Source organism: Microbacterium sp. 13-71-7 (assembly GCF_002257455.1).
Taxonomy (GTDB): Bacteria; Actinomycetota; Actinomycetes; order Actinomycetales; family Microbacteriaceae; genus Microbacterium.
Map to the genome: position 1 here is coordinate 1 of NZ_NCKN01000003.1, position 17,291 is coordinate 17,291.

Consider the following 17,291-nt stretch of genomic DNA (forward strand, 5'->3'; position numbering starts at 1 on the left):
TGCGTCGTGAGGGTCGTGTTGTAGTCGGCGAACGGGAGGCTGTCGAAGGTGATCGACTTGATCTCGGGATGCGTGGCCTTGTAGCCGTCGGCGATCGAGGCGAACAGCGCGAGCTGCGCTTCGTTCGAGGTCCACACCGTCATCCGGAGAGCCACGCTGTCCGGGGCGGCGGTGGTGGGGGCAGGGGTGCTCGGAGTGGCGCTGCATCCGGTGATCGCGACGATCGCGGCGGTCGCCAGGGCAGCAGCGCCGACCAGCTTCTTTGCTGTGTTCATGGGGGGGCTTTCTTGATAGGAGGGGGCTCGCTAGTAGCCGAGGATCTCCGGCCAATGGAGTTCGATGCCCGACTCGACGAGTCGGTTCTGGAACCGCTGTCGCAGCTCCTGGTCCGAGAGCACGTGCCTCGGAAGCGTGGATTCGTCGAGGCAGAAGCTCGCGAGCTCGCCCGCGGCCTCCCCGATGTTCCATTCGACGGGATGGAGCCGATAGGCCCCGTTGGTGATGTGGGTCGTGCCGATGTTCTTCGCGGCGGGGATGAGGTTGCGCGTGGCGACCGGCACGAGCGCGCCGAGCGGGATCTCGAACGGCGCGCACTCGACGTCGATGTAGTTGTCGCCGCCGGTCGAGGGGTGCAGGTCGATCCGGTACATGCCGATCCCGACCGAGTCGTCGAACGTCGCCGGCCCCGCGTGCCCGCGGTGGGCGACCGAGATGTCCTGCTCGACCACGGTGGTGACCGCCCTGATCCGGCGGGACTCGCGGATGTAGGGGGCCTGCGCGAATCCGTCGGCCGTTCCGGTCTGGTCGCCCCTGGGACGGAGTCCGGGCCACCCCGTGCCGCCGTCCGGACGCGGCGCCTCCGTCTGCAGCCAGTACAGGTAGGAGCGGGAGAGCTCCTTGGCCGCCGCGCGATGGGCCTCGGCGTCCGGATCGTCGATGATCGACCCGTCCAGATAGTCCAGCATCGGCCAGTTGGCCACCACGATGTCGCTCTCGTAGGCACCGGGCTCGAAGTTCTGACGGGCGATGATCCGGCGGAACTCCCAGAGGTCGAGGTCGCCGGGATCCTTCCGCGGATCCTCCGCGGCGCCCGTGCCGTAGGGCGGGTTCACGTGGAGCGTGCGGGATTCCGGCTCGAGCGTGCGCGGCTGCGGCGCGGTGAACGAGAGCAGCCGGTCTCCCCAGAACGCGGGGGCGTACTCGCGCCAGTAGTCGTAGTTCGCGGGCCGATCGATCGTGAAGTCCGCGCCCTCGATGTGGTCGAAGACGAAGCACCACGAGATCGACTGGACGTTGCCGGGATCCGCATGCTCCGGGGCGCTCGGCTCACCCGTCTCGGCGCGCGACTCGGCCCCGAGGACGAAGTCGGTGCCGGTGAGCGGGAGGAGCTCGCCGGTCTCGGTGGCGTCGAGGATGAACGGCGCCTCCACCCGCACCTCCGTGCCGTCTTCGGCATGGCGCAGGACCACGGAGGAGACGACGTGCTCGGCCACGGCGGCCGAGGTGGGCGTGTACGGCTGCAGGACCGTGAGCCGGCCGCTGGAGAGGTGGGGGGCCAGCTGCTGCGCGATCACCGCGACGGCGACCCGGGGTTCGTGGCAGAGCCTGCTCACGCGCCCGAGCCCGGGGTTGAGCCGGAGGTCGCGCCGGGCGGCGTCGGTGAGCGGATAGAAGGAGCGATAGTGCGCGCGGATCCCCTCGCGCAGCGCGCGGTAGCGGGCGGTGACGCCGAACTGCTCGACCCAGACGTGCTCGTCGGGCGGGACCGCCTGCGAGGTGAGCTGGCCGCCGAGCCACGCGTACTCCTCCGAAAGGACCACGCGCTTGCCGCGGCCGAGGGCGGCGAGGGCGGCGGCGACGCCCCCGAGTCCGCCTCCGATGACGGCGACGTCCGCACGGAGAACCCTCATGCGTCCGCCCGACGCGCCACGAGCGTCTCGCCGAGCTCGAGGGAGCCGTTCAGGAGCCGCTGCCGGTCGATCGTCGCCGCGTCCTCCGGCTCAGCCGAGATCAGCTCGCGGAGCAGGCTCAGCGCCTCGAAGGCGATCCGCTGGCGCGGAGTGTGGAATCCGGACAGGCGCAGCCCGCCGACCGTGTGGCTCTGCACCTCGCCGAGCGCCGCGAGGGAGATGTCGCCGGGCAGGGAGATGCCGAGGCGCTCGAGGGCGAGGGCGAGATCTTCGGCGGCGAACGCGTCTTCGGCGACCACGAGCGTCGCTCCGCTCTCGACGATCGCGCGCGCGGTCGCGGCGAGGTCGCCGCCGACGTCCGGCAGGGAGAGGAAGGACAGGGATCCGCTCTCGCCCGCCGCCTCGATCTCGGCGAGACGGTCGCGCGACGAGGGGGTGTCCCTGTCGCCGTGCACGTAGACGGCGGTCGTGTGCCCCCGCTCCGCGGCCTTCGCGATCAGCTCCCGGGTGAGCGCGCGGTAGTCGATCCCGACGTAGGGCACGCCTTCGGCCTCGTCCCGCCGACCGACGGCGACGAAGGGGAAGCCCTCGCTGACCAGCCGGGCCAGCTCTTCGCCGTCCATGTGCTGGCCGAGCAGGATGCACCCGTCGGCGAGACGCAGCCGGGTGTTCCGGTGGAAGAGCCGGCGCGAGCCGTTCTCGACCGGGGAGCTGGTGAAGAACAGGAGGTCGCAGTCGTGCTGCTCGGCGGCGCGCTCGATCCCGTTGAGAAGGGGTCCGTAGAAGTCCATGCTCTCGGCGGTCAACGCCGACTCGTAGGTGAAGACGCCGAGGATCTTGTTGTCCAGCCCCGCGAGCCGTCGCGCGGCGGGATCGGCGACATAGGTGGTCTGCTCGATCGCGCGCCGCACCCGCTCCCTGGTCGCCTCCGGGATCCGGACGTTCGTGCCGTCGCGATCGTTGAGCACGAGGGACACCGTCGTCTGGCTGACCCCGGCGATCCGTGCGATCTCCTTCTGGGTCGTCTTGCCCGTCTTTCCCGACATGCCGTCCTCCGCGTCCGTCTGATAATGCCTATCACCAAGGCGTGACCACGACGCTAATGCGTATCTTCAGGAAGCGCAACCCTTCTTGACATCGCCGCGAACGAGGGAACAGACTGAGGACCACTCTGGCGCTAATGCGCATTATCACGATCGAAGGAGATCCGGATGACGAACGGGACCGACGACGCCAAGGGATTCACCCGACGGGGCTTCCTCGGCGCGACCTTCGCGGCGGGTGCGCTGCTGGTGGCGGCGCAGAGCCCGATCCGCGCGAATGCGGCCGCGGGCGATGTGACGCTCAGCGCGGACGGGGTGAGCATCGTCGCGAGTCCCGGCGGTCGCGTCGCCATCAGGGACGGCTCCGGCGTCATCCGCATGCAGGGCTCCAAGTTCCAGACCAAGGACACCGCGACGGGAATCCAGGTGTCCACGGGCGGCACCCCGACGCTCGTGACGCAGGCAGACGGAACGCCCGCGATCCGGATGGACTATGCGATGCCCGCCGCAGCGGGCACGATCGCGGTCTACGGGCTGTTCTCGATCAGCACCCGCCATGTGCGCCTCGAATGGCACGCCTCGGGATCCGCTGCGTTCATCCCGGACGGATTCCTGTTCAGCCGCGCGGTCCTGTCCGCGACCGAGCCGGACGGCTATGTGGCCCTCACCGAGTGGAAGCGGGACGCCGGCGGAGGAATACCCTTCGAGGACGCCGTGGGTGTCGCGCACACCTCCGCATGGGGCGCGCTGCACGGCCTGCTCATCCTCGATCGATCGCGCCAGTCCTGGACGAACTCGACCTGGGTGCACGCGCCGGGCGTGGTTCAGCCCGACGGCAGCGTCGTGAGCCGGGCGGACTTCTTCTTCAGCGACAAGCGCCCCTCGGCGGTCGCCGCGATCGGCACGGCGCAGGATCTCGGCATCGAGGTCTGGACGGACCGCCCGTTCGGCCTGTGGGAGTCCGCGGGGCAGCAGCTCACGATCTCCGCGCAGGTCGCGAACGGCAGTGCGACCGATCGCGCGGTCGATCTGGTGTGGTGGGCGCGCGACTTCAACGGAGCGCTGCTGGCGAGTCAGACCGTCTCCGTCGTCGTGCAGGCCTCAGGAACACTGGATCACAGCTTCCTCCTGACCGCGCCCGGATCCGGCTTCATCGTCACCGAGATCGCCGCGGTGGCCGGCGGGACGGAGGCGTTCGCCCGCACCAATCTCGCGGCGATCCCGCCCCGCGACCATCCGGCGACCTCGGACAGCATGTTCGGGATGGCCAACTACCCGTGGCTCCAGGTGCCCTCGGCGACGGCCGTCCTCGACCTGTGGCAGAGCATCGGCGTCGACCGGGTGCGGATCTCGTACGACGGTGGGCCCGGGCTGCCGCCTTCCGTCTTCGACGCACGGGGCATGTCGCACAACATCGAGCTGCAGCCCTCGCTCACGGCGACTCCCGCCGAAGCGACGGCGTGGGCCTCCGCGAACACCGCGATCGCCGTCGGAGCCGGTGCGGAGTACTTCGAGGTCGGCAACGAGCTGAACCGTCCGTTCAACACCGGGACCGCGGCGCAGGCGTACGTCGACAAGGCGCTGCGCCCCGTCCACGACCGATTGGTCGCCACCGGGGCGTCACTCAAGCTCCTGAACAACGGGCTCGCCGGCATGGACGAGCCGTGGGTGCAGAACTTCCACGCGGCCGGGGGCTGGGATCTCATCGACGGCATCGCCTTCCATCCCGGCCGCGGCAATTTCACCCCGGACTACGTGCCGCAGGATCCCGTGGACGCCGGATCGAACGGCACGTACTGGAACTTCCTCGGCGGTCTCCGCCGGCTCAAGGCGCTCGTCGCGCAGTACGGGCCGAAGGAGATCTGGATGACCGAGGCGTACGCCTGCACCAAGCCCAACGCGTGGTGGTACGACACCTACCGGCACGCCGCGGAGAACGTGTTCCTCAGCCTCGCGCTCGCCAAGGCCGAAGGCGTCCGCTGCGTGTGCTGGTATCAGTTCCACGACAGCGTCCTCGGCAACCCGCAGGTCGCGAACCCCGCGGACGCCGAGTACCACTACGGCCTGATGAACCGCGACACCAGCGCGAAGCCGTCCCTGCTCGCCTACGCGAACGCGGCGCGACTGCTCGACCGCGCCACGTTCGTCCGCTGGCTCGACTTCGCCGATGCCGACAACAGGGGCCTCCTGTTCGACGCGCCGGACGGCGAGTTCGCCGTGCTGTGGAACCGCGCCGACGGCTACATCCTGAACGCTGTCCACGACCCTGCGAGCAGCACGTTCCCCGCTCCCGAGCTCTGGCTGGATCCCTGGCCGACCAAGACGACGCTGGCGATCCCGGCCGCAGGTGCGAGCGTGATCCAGATCGACTGCATCGGACAGGAGACCTCTCTCGCGCCCGGCGCGGGAACCGTCACACTCACGCTCGACGGCGCGCCCCGCATCTACCGTGGGCTGGACTGCAGCGGCACGCAGCTCGGGGCGTGAGCGCTGCGCGCACCGCGTCAGATCCGCACCTCAGTCTGCAGGACGGATCCACGTCTGCAGGATGATTCCACGGGAATCGTCCTGCAGACGTGCAGAAGTCCTGCAGATGTGAGGACCGTGGCCCGACCAGCAGCGGTCGGCAGCAGCCCGGGCTAGGCCCTGGTCAACTCCTCCAGCACCTCGACGACGTGCCGGTACGGCTGCCCGGTCGCGCGGCTCATGCCGAGCTCGCACGTGCGGTTCGCCGACACATAGGCGTCGAAGCCGCCGCGGTCGACGCCGGCGGCCGCGATCTCGGCGGCCTCGACCGCCGTGGCGCTCGCGGTCAGCTCGGGGTGCAGCATGCCGCGGTCGCCCGCGAACGCGCAGCAGCCCCAGCCCTCCGGCACGTACACGTCGTCGGCGACGGCCGCGGCGAGCGCGCGCAGGGCGTCGTTCGCGCCGAGCTGCGTGGTGGAGCACGTCGGGTGCACCGCGACCGACCCGATGCGCTCCCGCACGGTCAGTCTCGGCAGGGCCTCCCGGGCGAGGAAGGTCGTCGCGTCCTCGATCCGCAGCGCGGCGTACTCGGGGCGCTCCGCGACGGCCTTCGCGAGCATGACGTGCAGCCCCTCGGTGCACGACGCGGCGTCGCAGACCACGGGCAGCGCGCCCTCGTGGCTCGCCCGCCAGAGGGCCGGCAGGACGCGTTCGGTCATCGTGGCGTAGCCGTCGAGCTGGCCCTTGGACTTCCACGGGGTGCCGCAGCAGAGGCCGCCGGCGTCCGGCGGCACGCTGTAGGCGATCCCGGCGCGATCCAGCAGCAGCCGCACGGCCTCCCTGGAGCCCTCGCCGTGCACGCCGTCGGCGTCCTGCTCCGCGCCGAACATCGTCCCGATGCAGGATCCGAACAGCACGGCCTGCGCATCGACGGGACTCTGGGCCTCCGGCGCGCGCGAGCCTCCGCCGGGGAGGCGCGCGTCGTAGAGCGGCACGGTGTCGGCACCGAGCACGGCTCGGGCGGCCCTGGTCACGCCGGTCACGAGCGGCGCCGGGAGCGCCTGCGCGACGTTCAAGGCGAGACCGCCGCCGCGGGTGACCGCACCCCAGCCCTTCGCCGCGGCGTTCCACACGCCCTGCTCGAGCCGGCCCGCCTCTTCGGCGCGCAGCCGGCGCACGAGATCCCCGGTGTTGATGTCGACCGGGCAGGCGACCCCGCACATGCCGTCGACGGCGCAGGTCTGCACGGCGTCGTAGTCGTAGTCCCGCGCGATCTCGGCGGCCACCTCGACCTCGCCGCGGTGCAGGGCCGCCGTCATGTCGCGGCGCAGCACGATGCGCTGCCGCGGGGTGAGCGTGACGTCCTTGCTGGGGCAGGTCGGCTCGCAGTACCCGCACTCGACGCAGCGGTCGACCTCGCCCTCCACGGTCGGCACGAGCTTGAGGTCGGCGAGGTACGAGCTCGGATCGTCCGACAGGACGACGCCGGGGTTGAGGATCCCCTCCGGATCCAGGAGGCCCTTGATCTCCCACATCATGTCCGTCAGCACGTCGCCGTACTGGCGGCGCACGAACGGGGCCATGATGCGGCCCGTGCCGTGCTCCGCCTTGAGGGTGCCGCCCTGGGCGAGCACGAGCTCGACGAGATCCTCGGTGAAGGCCTCGTAGCGGCGCAGCGCCTCCGGATCGTCGAAGCGCTCGTTGACCAGGAAGTGCACGTTGCCGTCCTTGGCGTGCCCGAAGATCACGCAGCCCTCGTAGTGGTGCTTCTCGAACAGCGCCGTGAGCCCCTCGCACACTCCGAGCAGGCGCTCGACCGGCACCGCGATGTCCTCGAGCAGCGCCGTCGTGCCCGACGGGCGGGCTCCCGCGACCGCGGTGTACAGCCCCTTGCGGACGGTCCAGAGCTCGCCGCGCTCTGCCGGATCCTCGGTCATCCGCGCCGGCGTCGTGAGCGGCAGGGAGGCGACGTGCGCGAGCGCCGCAGCCTTCCCCTCGGCGAGCGCCGCGGCATCCGGGGCGTGCACCTCGATGAGCAGCGCCGCGTGCCCCTGCACGTCGATCCCGGCGATCGCCTCCGGCACCGTGCTGAGCCCCTGCGCGACGCGCAGCGAGGCCGCATCCATGAGCTCGATCGTGGCGAGCCCGAGCGCGGTCAGTCCCGGCAGCGCCGCCATCGCATCGGAGAGCGTGTCGAAGACCAGCAGCCCGGTCGAGATCGCGGGCTGGATCGGGATGGTGCGGAACCGGGCCTCCGCGACGAACGCGAGCGTCCCCTCGGATCCGATCACGAGGTGCTCCAGGATCCGCACCGGGTCGTCGAAGTCGAGGAGGGAGTTGAGGCCGTACCCCATGGTGTTCTTCATCGAGAACTGACGTGCGACCTCGGCGCTCAGCGCGGGGTCGCCGCGCAGGCGATCGCGCAGATGCTGCAGCCCCCGGGCGATCCCGGGCTCCCGATCCCGCAGCTGGGCGAGAGCGTCGGGCGCGCCGGTGTCGAGGACCGTGCCGCTCGGCAGGACCAGCAGCATCGACTCGATCGTGCGGTAGGAGTTCTCCACGATGCCGCAGGCCATGCCGCTCGAGTTGTCCGCCACCACCCCGCCGATCGTGCAGGCGATCTCGCTCGCCGGGTCCGGCCCGAGCTTGCGCCCGAACCGCGCCAGCCGCGTGTTCACCTGGCGCACGGTGGCGCCGGGCTGGGCAGCGACGGAGGTCCCGTCGGCGCTCACGCTGATGCCGCGGAACGCGGAGCGCGTGTCGACCATGACGTCGCCGGTCACGCCCTGCCCGCTGAGGCTCGTGCCGCCGGAGCGGAAGGTCAGGGTGCGGCCCGCCGCGCGCACGGCGTCGAACACCCGCGCGACCGCTGCGGCGTCCTGAGGCACGAGCACCGCGTCGGGCACGAGCAGGTAGTGCGAGGCGTCGTGCGCCCGGGCGAAGCGGTCGATCGTCCGCGAGGCGACCCGGACGCCGGGCCCGAGGGCGGCCTCGTCCAGGGGTGAGGTCAGGGCGGCGGGCATGCGGGACTCCTCGCGACAGCGCGATCAAGATTGTCTGACAAGCATACCGATCGGGCCCGCATCTTCTACGCTGTTGCCATGATCAACAGCGCCCTGGACATCGTCGGCGTCGTCGAGGCGACGAGCCGGGTGCTGCGCGAACGGATCCTGAACGGAACGCTCCCCGGCGACGCGGCGGTCACCGAGGCCTGGGTGTCCGCAGAGTTCGGCATCGCGCGCCCGAGCGCCAAAGCGGCGATCGAGCAGCTCGTCGCGAGCGGGCTGCTCGTGCGGACCGCGCACCGCAGCGCCCGTGTGGCCGCGATCGACGCGGATATGGTGCGCGACGTCTACCGCACCCGCGCGCGCATGGAGAGCATGGCGCTGCGGGAGCTCGCGGTCGACGCCCGGATCCCGGCGGCGGCCATCGCGGCCAACGACGAGATCAGCGCGTTGCCTCCGAGGCCGGATGCCGCCACCGTCGATCCGGACATCCGCTTCCACACCGCGCTCATCGACGGGATCGAGAGCGCGCGCACCTCGCGCATGTACCGCACGCTGCTGGACGAGACGCGGCTCTGCATGGCCCAGGTGCAGGACCGCCGCCTGCTCGACGCGCATGACATCGCGGCGCAGCACCGCGCGATCCTGGACGCCGTCCGCGACCATGACGGGGATCTCGCCTCCCGGCTCCTGCACGACCACCTCGGCTCCGCCGAGGAGCGCCTGGTGGACGCACTGAGCGACTGAGTATCGCGTCGGATCCCGCCGCTCAGGCGCCGATGCCCGGCTCCGCCATCCGGTACACACCGTCGACGAGCACCGGCACGGTCGAGGACACGTCGGTCTGGGCGGCGAGCTCGACGTCCGCGCCCTGTCCCTCTTCACGCAGTTCGACGCCGCTCGACGAGGCCGTGAACAGGTGACGGGTCGCCCGGGAGAGGCCCGTGTAGGCGGCGCATGCCGCCGCGGCCTCGGGCGAGCACGCGTCGATGCCGAGCGTTCCCAGGGCGTCGATGACGGCGCCCGCCGCGAGCAGGTCCTCGACGGAGAACCGCACGGTCTCGTCGTCGCGCACCTCGCCGCCCGCGACCACGGCGACCTTCACGCGGTGCCCGACGGCGTGCTGGTGGTCGAGGATCCACTGCGCGACGGCGGAGCGGTTGCGCAGCGAGGCGGCGAGCACCGGCACGCCGAACCGCGCGGCGGCCGCCGACAGCCGCGAGCCGTTGAACGACGGCACCACGGCCCTGCTCGCACCGAAGGCTGCGACGTTCTCGGTCGTCAGGCTCGACGGCGACAGCGTCACCCCCGCTCCCCCGCGCGGGCCGGCAAGACGGGCCTCTCCGAAGCCGTGCTCTGCGGCGATCCGTTCGGCCTCGGTGCGCGTGCCGGGGAACGGCTGCACCTCGAGCCCCTCGGTCACCGCCCGCTCCACGGTCGTCGTGAACGAGATCGCGTCGATCACCACGATGACGCCGGCTCCCTGCGCGATCGAGCGCAGGCCCTCGTGCGCCCAGTCGAAGCGCACCTCGTAGTCCTGCTGCAGCGGATGGTCGGGGCTCATCGGGGATCTCACCCGGGAATGCTACCCGGCCGGACTCGGCGCCCCGCGCTCAGCCTCGCCGGGCTCCGGACTCCGGGCTCAGCCTCGCCGGACTCCGGGCTCAGCGCACGTCGTCGGAACGCAGCGGCGCACTGCTCCAGGTCGACGCCGACCCGGTCAGCGCCGCGTCGAGCGATTCCTGCGCGTACCGCATGTTCTCGGCGTAGCGCGGCTCCTGCAGGCGCTGCCACATGACATCCTCCGGCACGTCCTCGACCTGGGCGGAGACCCACCAGATGTTGCCGAACGGATCCTTCACGCGCCCGCCGCGCTGCCCGAAGGCGTTGTCGCCGAGCTCGGTCACGACCGTCGCTCCGCGGTCCAGCGCTCGCACGAAGGCCGCATCGGCGTCCGCCACCCAGACGCGCAGCAGGCTCGGCATGACCGGCCAGTCCTGACGCCGGTCGAAGGCCAGCACCACGGTGTCCCCGACACGGATCTCGCCGTGCCCGATCGAGCCGTCCGCGGTCTGCACCCGGGCGAGCTCCTCCCCCTCGAAATGCACCCGCGATGAAGTCGAGCAGTGCGCCGGTGTCGTCGGTCACGACCCAGGGCGCGACGGTCGTGTAGCCGGTGGGAGTGGCCGGATCGATCATCGCCATGGGGGATCCTCTCGTCGTGATCCCGAGCCTACGGACGGCCTCCGACATCGGACCGGATACCCTGTATTCCGCCGATCCGCCGCCGCAGACCACCCGAGGAGGGCGATGTTCGACAGCCCGCTCTCCGCCTCCGCGTACGAGGTGCTCGGCGTCGTCGCGAGCGCCTCCGACGAGGAGCTGCGCCGCGCCTACCGGCTGCAGCTGCGCCGCACGCACCCCGATACGGGGGGCGATGCGACCGTGTTCATCCAGGTGCAGCGCGCCTGGGAGCTCGTCGGCACGCCCGAGCTCCGCGCCGCCTACGACCGCGGGCACGGGTTCTCCGAGGACGAGGTCGCGTGGGACGGCTGGCGCGCGCCCGCCGCGCGCACCGACACCCGCCCGCGTGCGAAGGCCTACGGCGAGGCGGGCGCGAGCCGGCGGCGTCACTACGTCGCGCAGGTGCACGCCTGGGCCGGATCCGACGTGCCGGATCCGTACGACCCCGCGTTCGTGCGCACGATCCCCCGCGAGCTGCGCCGGATCCTCGCGCACGCCCTCGCCGAGGAGCACACCGCCCGCTCGGTCGCCGACCTGGGCATGGGCTTCACCGCGTGGCACGACGTGGCCGTGCCCGGCGGCCCTTCCCCGACCGACGCTCCCACGGCCGGGTCGGCCCCGGCACCCCCCGACGCGCTCGATCACATCGTGCTCGGCCCGTCCGGGCTCTACGGCCTGATGTCGGCCGACTTCGGCGAGATCGCGCGCTTCCGCGGCGGCGAGGTGATCGGGTCCGGACCCCGCGCCCCGATCACGGCGCTCGTGACGCAGGTGCGCACGGTCGCGCGCGCGGCGCGGGTGCGCTTCGGCGGCGCGATCCTGGTGCTCCCCGACGACGACCTGGCCCAGGCGATGACCCCGCTCGGCGCGATCCGCGGCACGACCGTGGTGGTCTCGCGCCGCAGCACGCTCCGCACCCTGCTGCGCTCCGGCGTGCCGGGATCCCGGACGATCGGCGGCACCGAGCTGTTCGACGTGCGCACCCGGATCCAGCAGACCGTCCGCTTCGCCTGAGCCCCGCGGAGCTCCGCCCCCGCGGAGCGTCCCCGCGTCGCGGCCCCGCGTCGCCTGCCCCGGCCTGCGTCGCTGCCGCCACCTGCGTCGGCGCCCCCTCAGGCGATCCGCGCCCCCTCTGGCGGACGTCACTGCGAGGGGGCGTCGAAACTGCGAGGGGGCGTCGACGTCTTGCGGCCCCGACGAGGCGAGCGCCCCGCGGCGCAGCCGCCGCCCCCGGCACGGGACTCAGGCCCATGGTCACCGCTGCGGCGACGCGACATCATGGGGGTGCGCGTCATGCGCATCGCGAGGGGCGAAGAGGAGAGGCGATGGCGGATCCGGGAACCGTCGACCTGCCCTCCGCCGTGCGCCCGCGCGGCGGGTCGGAGCGCCCGCTTCCGGCCGCCCTCGTCATGATCGCCGCGTTCGCGCTGCTGCTGGGCGTGGTCGAACTCGGCATCGGGCTGCGCACCCCCGACACGCTCTGGGTGGTCGCGCTGTTCACCGGCGTCTTCTGGATCTGGGTCGCCGCGGGCCTGCTCGCGTGGTGGCGCCGCCCGCACAACAACACGGGCCTGCTGCTCGTGGTCGGCGGGATCGCCCTGTTCCTCGCCGGTCTCGTGAACCTCGGGGTCGACGCGCTCTCGGTGCTGAGCGCGATCTTCGCGACCAGTCCGCTCGCGATGACCATGCATCTGCTGCACGCGTTCCCGTCCGGGCGCCTGCGCGGCCGGCTGTCGATCACCACCGTCGTGCTGGGCTGGGTGGCCTGCCCCGTGTTCCAGCTCGTCCTCGTCCTGCTCTCCGCGACGACCCCGGGGGCCGTCCCGGCGGTCGCCGCCGTGCAGAAGACCCTGGGGATCACCGTCATGGTGCTCACCGCGATCGTGCTGGCCCGCCGTCTCGTCCTCGCCGATCCGGGCCACCGGCGCGTGCTGCTGCCCCTGTTCGGCTACGGCATCGTCGCCGTGCTGCTGCTCGCCTTCGCACCCACGATCGTCGGCGCCCTCGGGTGGGATCCGTCGCTCGGCGGGGTGACGCAGCTCATCGTCTCCGCGGCGATCCCCGTCGCGTTCCTGCTCGGGGTGCTGCTCGGCGGGTTCCGCCGCACCGGCGCGCTGGAGCCGCTGAGCGCCTGGCTCGGCATCACCGGCGCGGGCGGCCCCGCGGTCGCCCGCGCGCTGGCCGGCACCCTCGGCGACGACTCGCTGCGGGTCGTCTACTGGTCGGCGGAGCGCGACGAGTACGTCGACGAGACCGGCGGCCAGGTCGACCCCGCCCAGCGCGGACCGGACCGCGGCTGGTGCGAGATCCGGGTCGACTCCCGGCTCGTCGGCGCGATCGTCTACGACACCCGGATGACGGCGGATCCGGCGCCGGTGCGGCGTGCGGGCGACGTGCTCGCGATCGCGATCGACCGCGAGCGCCTCACCGCCGAGCTGCTCGCGAGCAACGACGCTCTCACCCAGTCGCGGATCCGCCTCGTCGAGACCGCCGACCGGGAGCGCTCGCGCATCGCGCAGGACCTGCACGACGGCATCCAGGTGCAGCTCGTGCTGCTGGCCCTCGCCGCGCAGACCATCGCCAACGCCCCCGACGCGAGCGCGGAGACCAGTGAGGCCTCGGCGCGACTGAGGCACGGCATCGACGAGGCCGCCGCGGACCTCCGCCGCCTCGTGCACAACGTGCTGCCGGTCACCCTCACCGAACGCGGGCTGACCGCCGCCGCGGAGGACCTCGTCGATCGGCTGGCGATCCCGGCGACCCTCGAGACCGACGTCGAGGATGCGGCGATCTCGTCGACCACCGCGCACACCGCGTACTTCATCATCGCCGAGACCCTGACGAACACGGTCAAGCATTCGAAGGCATCGTGGGTGCGCGTCATCCTGCACACCGACGCGGGCCGGCTGCACATCGTCGTCCGCGACAACGGCGTGGGCGGGGCGAGCGTCGACCGCGGCGCGGGCCTGCGCGGCCTGCTCGACAGGGTCGACGCCCTGGGTGGCAGCCTGCGCATGCGATCGGAGCCGGGCCACGGCACCGAGGTGAGGGTGGAGCTGCCATGCGCGTGATCATCGGCGAGGACGAGGTGCTGCTGCGCGAAGGCCTGCGCCATCTGCTCGCACAGGACGGATTCGAGGTCGTGGCGGCCGTCGGCGACGCCGCGGCGCTGCTGGAGCAGGTGGATCTGCTCCAGCCGGACCTCGTGATCACCGACATCCGGATGCCTCCGACCCACACCGACGAAGGCCTGATCGCCGCGCTCCGGATCCGCGAGACGCATCCGGGGATCCCCGTCGTCGTCCTCTCGCAGTACGTGCAGCGCCGCTACGCGACCGAGCTGCTCGATCAGAACGGCGGCGGCTTCGGCTATCTGCTCAAGCAGCGCATCGCCGACGTCACCACGTTCACCGCCGACCTGCGCCGCGTCGCGGCCGGCGGCACGGCCCTGGATCCCGAGGTCGTCGCCGTGCTGGTCACCCGCGCGAGCCGGGCGAGCGGGGCGGTCGGATCGCTCACCCCGCGCCAGCTCGAGGTGCTCTCGCTCATGGCGGAGGGGCGCAGCAACGCGCGGATCGCGACGGAGCTGTTCCTCTCCGAGAAGGCGGTCGTCCAGCACACCTCGCACATCTACACCGCGCTGGGCCTGCCCGTCGACGGCGAGGACCACCGCAGGGTGCTCGCCGTCCTGCGCTTCCTGGCGTCCGTGGCGGAGGAGTACCGCTGAGGCGGATCCGATACCCGCTGCGAGGGGCACCGCGTTTCGTCTCGCTGCGCTCGCTCAACGACCCCGGGCGAGGGCTGCGCTCGCGACCCCGGGCGGGGGCTGGATCGCTCCCCCGGGCGGGGGCTGGATCGCTCAACGGCCCCGGGGCCTACTTCCGCGGCGGCGGCGCGTACGCCGTGCCCAGCTCGGTGGTGAGGGCGACCAGGAGCCGCACCGCGGGCGTCTGGCAGATCGCGTCGCCGGGGTCGTCGGTGAGCGTGGGCGACGTCGTGCAGCCGCCCGACGCGATGTCGCTGTTGGTCTGCACCGCGACGGTGGTGTCCGTCGCGGTGTCGTAGAAGAGCGAGGTGTTGTAGCCGGAGAGATCGCCGGTGTGTCCGACCCACCCCTGCGAACAGCTCATCCCGAAGCCGTAGCCGATCGGCGAGAAGGACGTCAGCCGCAGGGTCTGCGTCTTCGCGTCGACCAGCCCCTGCCCGGTGCCGAGGGCGCGGCCCATCGTCAGCAGATCGTCGATGTCGGAGATGATCTCGCCGGCGGTGAAGCTCCACGACGGGTTCCAGTCCGTGGAGTCGGTCGGGGCGTCGGGGGTCGCGGTGTTGCCGTTCAGCGTGTACCCGTGCGCATACGGCTCCGGCAGGGCGGCCGAAGTTCCCGGCCACGACGTGTTCGTCAGGTGCAGCGGGTCGAAGATCCGCGCCTGCATGACCGTGCCGATGTCCTGGCCGGTCACCTTCTCGATCACCTTCCCGAGGAGCACCGTGTTCGTGTTCGAGTAGGCGAAGCTCTCCCCCGGCGGGAACAGCGGCGAGACGGCGGCGCCCGCCTCGATCACCTCCTCCGGCGTGTAGACCGCGGTCGGATCCGCGAAGTACTTCTGCAGGAGCTTCTCGTTCATCGTGTAGCTCGCGACGCCGCTGGTCATGTCGGCGAGCTGGGTGAGCGTGATCCTGTCGCCGTTCGGGATCCCCTCCACGTACTTCGCGATGGTGTCGGTGAGCTTCAGCCTGCCTTCGTGCGCGAGCTGAAGGACGATCGTCGCGGTGTACATCTTCGTGAGCGATGCGATGCGGGTGTGCATGCCCACCTGCATCGCGGTGCCGGCGGCCGGATCGGCGGATCCGTAGGCCTTCGTCCAGGTGCCCTCGGGCGAGCGCACTCCGACGATCGCGCCCGGGGAGGCGCCGAGGGCGAACGCCTCGGCCGCGGCCGCATCGAGTCCGGCGACGGTCTCCGCAGGCAGCGCGGCCGTCGTCTTCGCGCCGGGCTTCGCGGCGATGGTCCTGGCCGGATCCGCGACGCACGCGGCCGCGGCGGTGGGCGCCGGGGTCGCCGACGGCGAGGGCGTGCCCGGCGACGCGGTGGAGGGGCCGGAGCAGCCGGCCAGGACGAGCGCTCCGGCGACGGCGGCGAGCGCCAGGATCCGGCGCAGGTCGCGCGGGGTGCGGCGGGAGTCGCGCAGCACGCGGCGGGGGGACGGCATCATCTCAACCTCCGTAGATGCTCTTCATGAGCGAGGTGGCGATCGTGGCGGCGGGCGGTCGCCCGTCGGCGGCGGGGGCGAGGTTCGTCCAGACGACGATCGTCACCTTCTGCACGGGGTCGTACCCCATGAACGAGTTGTAGCCCGGCAGCTCCCCGGTGTGACCGTAGAGCGGGCCGATCTTCGCGATCCCCCAGCCGTACTTCGGGTCCGGGAGGGAGACCGGGACCGGCTGCACGCTGGCCAGGCGCTCCTTCTGCAGGGTCGGCCCGAGCAGAGCGCCGGAACCGAGCGCCTCGACCCAGTGCGCGAGATCGCGGATCGTGGAGATTCCGGCGCCGGCGGCACCGGCCCACGACGGGTTGAGGTCCGTGGTGTCGCTCGGCAGCAGCGTGCCGGCCTTCGCCTGGGCGAGCTGGTCCGGCGGCAGCGCGCTCGACTCCATGGTGTCGACGTTCGTCGAGTACATGTAGCCGTGCGAGTACGGCTCCGGCAGCGAGGCGTCCGCGATGTCGGGGTAGGAGGTCTCCCGCAGACCGAGCGGCTCGAACAGCCGCTCCCGGAAGATCTGGGCGAGCGGCTTGTGCTCGAGCTGCTCCGCGATGAGGCCGAGCAGCACGGTGTTGGTGTTGGAGTAGTTCCAGCCTTCGCCCGGGGCGAAGGTCGGCGGCTCGGCGAGACCCATGGCCACGAGCTCCTCGGGATTCCAGGCGCGCTGCGGCTGGGTGTCGAGGGCCCGGTTGAGTTCGAGCGTCGTCGTGTAGTTCGCCAGCCCGCTGCGCATCGTGAGCAGCTGTTCGATCGTGATCGAGCCGCCGTTCGGCACGTCGGGGCGGTACTTCGCGACCTTGTCGGCGAGCGCGATCCTCCCCTCCTGCACGAGCTGCAGGATGACGGTCCCGGTCATCGTCTTCGTGTTGGATCCGATCCGGAAGTGGTCGTCCAGGGAGACGGGCGTGGATCCGTGCAGCTGGGTCACGCCGTAGGTCGCGGTGACCTCTCCTTGCGGCGTGCGCACGAGCATTGCCGCTCCCGGCACGCCGAGCTCGGTCGCGAGCGCGTCGAATCGCGTGCGCAGGGCGCCGGCGTCCGTGGTCACGCTGCCCGTGGTGGCACTGCCCTCGGATGCGGAAGGGGACGCGACGGCGCCCGAAGCGCCGCCGCTCGCACATCCCGACACGATCAGTCCGATCGCCAGGAGGGCGGCTGCCGCCGCGCCCCGTCGCACCCCGGTCTCCGCCATCATCGTGAGCCTCCTCGTCGCGCACATCGGAACCCCGCATGTGCGGATCCGGCCCCCGATCCCCTCGAGCATCCCCTGCGATCACCAGTCTCGCGGGGCAGGGCGCGGGCCGGAATGGGCCTACGTCTATTCCTCACGGGCGCGGCCGGTGCCAGAGTCTCGTATGGGAG

At 71.9% G+C, this 17,291-nt stretch carries 12 protein-coding genes and 1 pseudogene; 5 read left to right on the plus strand and 8 right to left on the minus strand.

Translation table 11 applies throughout. From position 1 onward, the window contains the following. The 3 genes and pseudogenes from B7X32_RS00530 to B7X32_RS00540 form a co-directional block, all read right to left on the minus strand. Positions 1-275, minus strand: a pseudogene (locus tag B7X32_RS00530) (sugar ABC transporter substrate-binding protein); the annotation flags it as partial. Between the two features lie 30 nt (positions 276-305). Further along, positions 306-1,910 carry an FAD-dependent oxidoreductase gene (locus tag B7X32_RS00535; RefSeq protein WP_292714428.1) on the minus strand — a complete coding sequence of 535 codons (1,605 nt, stop codon included), beginning with the start codon at positions 1,908-1,910 and terminating at the stop codon, positions 306-308. Then, on the minus strand, positions 1,907-2,956 hold the full coding sequence (locus B7X32_RS00540) for a LacI family DNA-binding transcriptional regulator (RefSeq protein WP_292714430.1): 1,050 nt from the start codon (positions 2,954-2,956) through the stop codon (positions 1,907-1,909). Before B7X32_RS00540 ends, B7X32_RS00535 begins: the two co-directional genes overlap by 4 nt. Before the next feature lie 165 nt (positions 2,957-3,121). Between B7X32_RS00540 and B7X32_RS00545 the strand changes: the two genes are divergently transcribed. Next, positions 3,122-5,440, plus strand: a complete 2,319-nt coding sequence (locus B7X32_RS00545) for a hypothetical protein (protein WP_292714433.1) — start codon at positions 3,122-3,124, stop codon at positions 5,438-5,440. A 152-nt stretch (positions 5,441-5,592) separates the two neighbouring features. On the opposite strand, the gene B7X32_RS00550 is transcribed toward B7X32_RS00545, so the two are convergent. Further along, on the minus strand, positions 5,593-8,442 hold the full coding sequence (locus tag B7X32_RS00550; RefSeq protein WP_292714436.1) for an FAD-binding and (Fe-S)-binding domain-containing protein: 2,850 nt from the start codon (positions 8,440-8,442) through the stop codon (positions 5,593-5,595). Between the two features lie 78 nt (positions 8,443-8,520). Between B7X32_RS00550 and B7X32_RS00555 the strand changes: the two genes are divergently transcribed. Next, a complete protein-coding gene (locus B7X32_RS00555; protein WP_292714439.1) occupies positions 8,521-9,171 on the plus strand; it encodes a GntR family transcriptional regulator in 651 nt (216 codons plus the stop codon). A gap of 22 nt (positions 9,172-9,193) precedes the next feature. On the opposite strand, the gene B7X32_RS00560 is transcribed toward B7X32_RS00555, so the two are convergent. Then, positions 9,194-10,000 carry a 2-phosphosulfolactate phosphatase gene (locus B7X32_RS00560; protein ID WP_292714442.1) on the minus strand — a complete coding sequence of 269 codons (807 nt, stop codon included), beginning with the start codon at positions 9,998-10,000 and terminating at the stop codon, positions 9,194-9,196. Positions 10,001-10,088: 88 nt separating this feature from the next. Then, positions 10,089-10,532 carry a VOC family protein gene (locus B7X32_RS00565; protein WP_292714445.1) on the minus strand — a complete coding sequence of 148 codons (444 nt, stop codon included), beginning with the start codon at positions 10,530-10,532 and terminating at the stop codon, positions 10,089-10,091. A 202-nt stretch (positions 10,533-10,734) separates the two neighbouring features. Between B7X32_RS00565 and B7X32_RS00570 the strand changes: the two genes are divergently transcribed. The 3 genes from B7X32_RS00570 to B7X32_RS00580 all read left to right on the plus strand — a co-directional run bounded on the left by B7X32_RS00570 (position 10,735) and on the right by B7X32_RS00580 (position 14,395). Next, positions 10,735-11,682 (plus strand): J domain-containing protein, encoded by a 948-nt coding sequence (locus tag B7X32_RS00570; RefSeq protein WP_292714447.1) that lies wholly within the window; start codon positions 10,735-10,737, stop codon positions 11,680-11,682. 311 nt (positions 11,683-11,993) lie between these two features. Continuing rightward, entirely contained in the window at positions 11,994-13,739 is a 1,746-nt protein-coding gene (locus B7X32_RS00575) for a sensor histidine kinase (protein WP_292714449.1), read from the plus strand. After that, entirely contained in the window at positions 13,730-14,395 is a 666-nt protein-coding gene (locus B7X32_RS00580) for a response regulator transcription factor (protein ID WP_292714451.1), read from the plus strand. The genes B7X32_RS00575 and B7X32_RS00580 overlap by 10 nt, the downstream gene beginning before the upstream one ends. Before the next feature lie 148 nt (positions 14,396-14,543). On the opposite strand, the gene B7X32_RS00585 is transcribed toward B7X32_RS00580, so the two are convergent. Both B7X32_RS00585 and B7X32_RS00590 read right to left on the minus strand, forming a co-directional pair. Beyond that, entirely contained in the window at positions 14,544-15,881 is a 1,338-nt protein-coding gene (locus B7X32_RS00585; RefSeq protein ID WP_292714453.1) for a serine hydrolase domain-containing protein, read from the minus strand. A gap of 1 nt (position 15,882) precedes the next feature. Next, positions 15,883-17,124 (minus strand): serine hydrolase domain-containing protein, encoded by a 1,242-nt coding sequence (locus B7X32_RS00590; RefSeq protein ID WP_292714455.1) that lies wholly within the window; start codon positions 17,122-17,124, stop codon positions 15,883-15,885. Positions 17,125-17,291 lie beyond the last annotated feature (167 nt).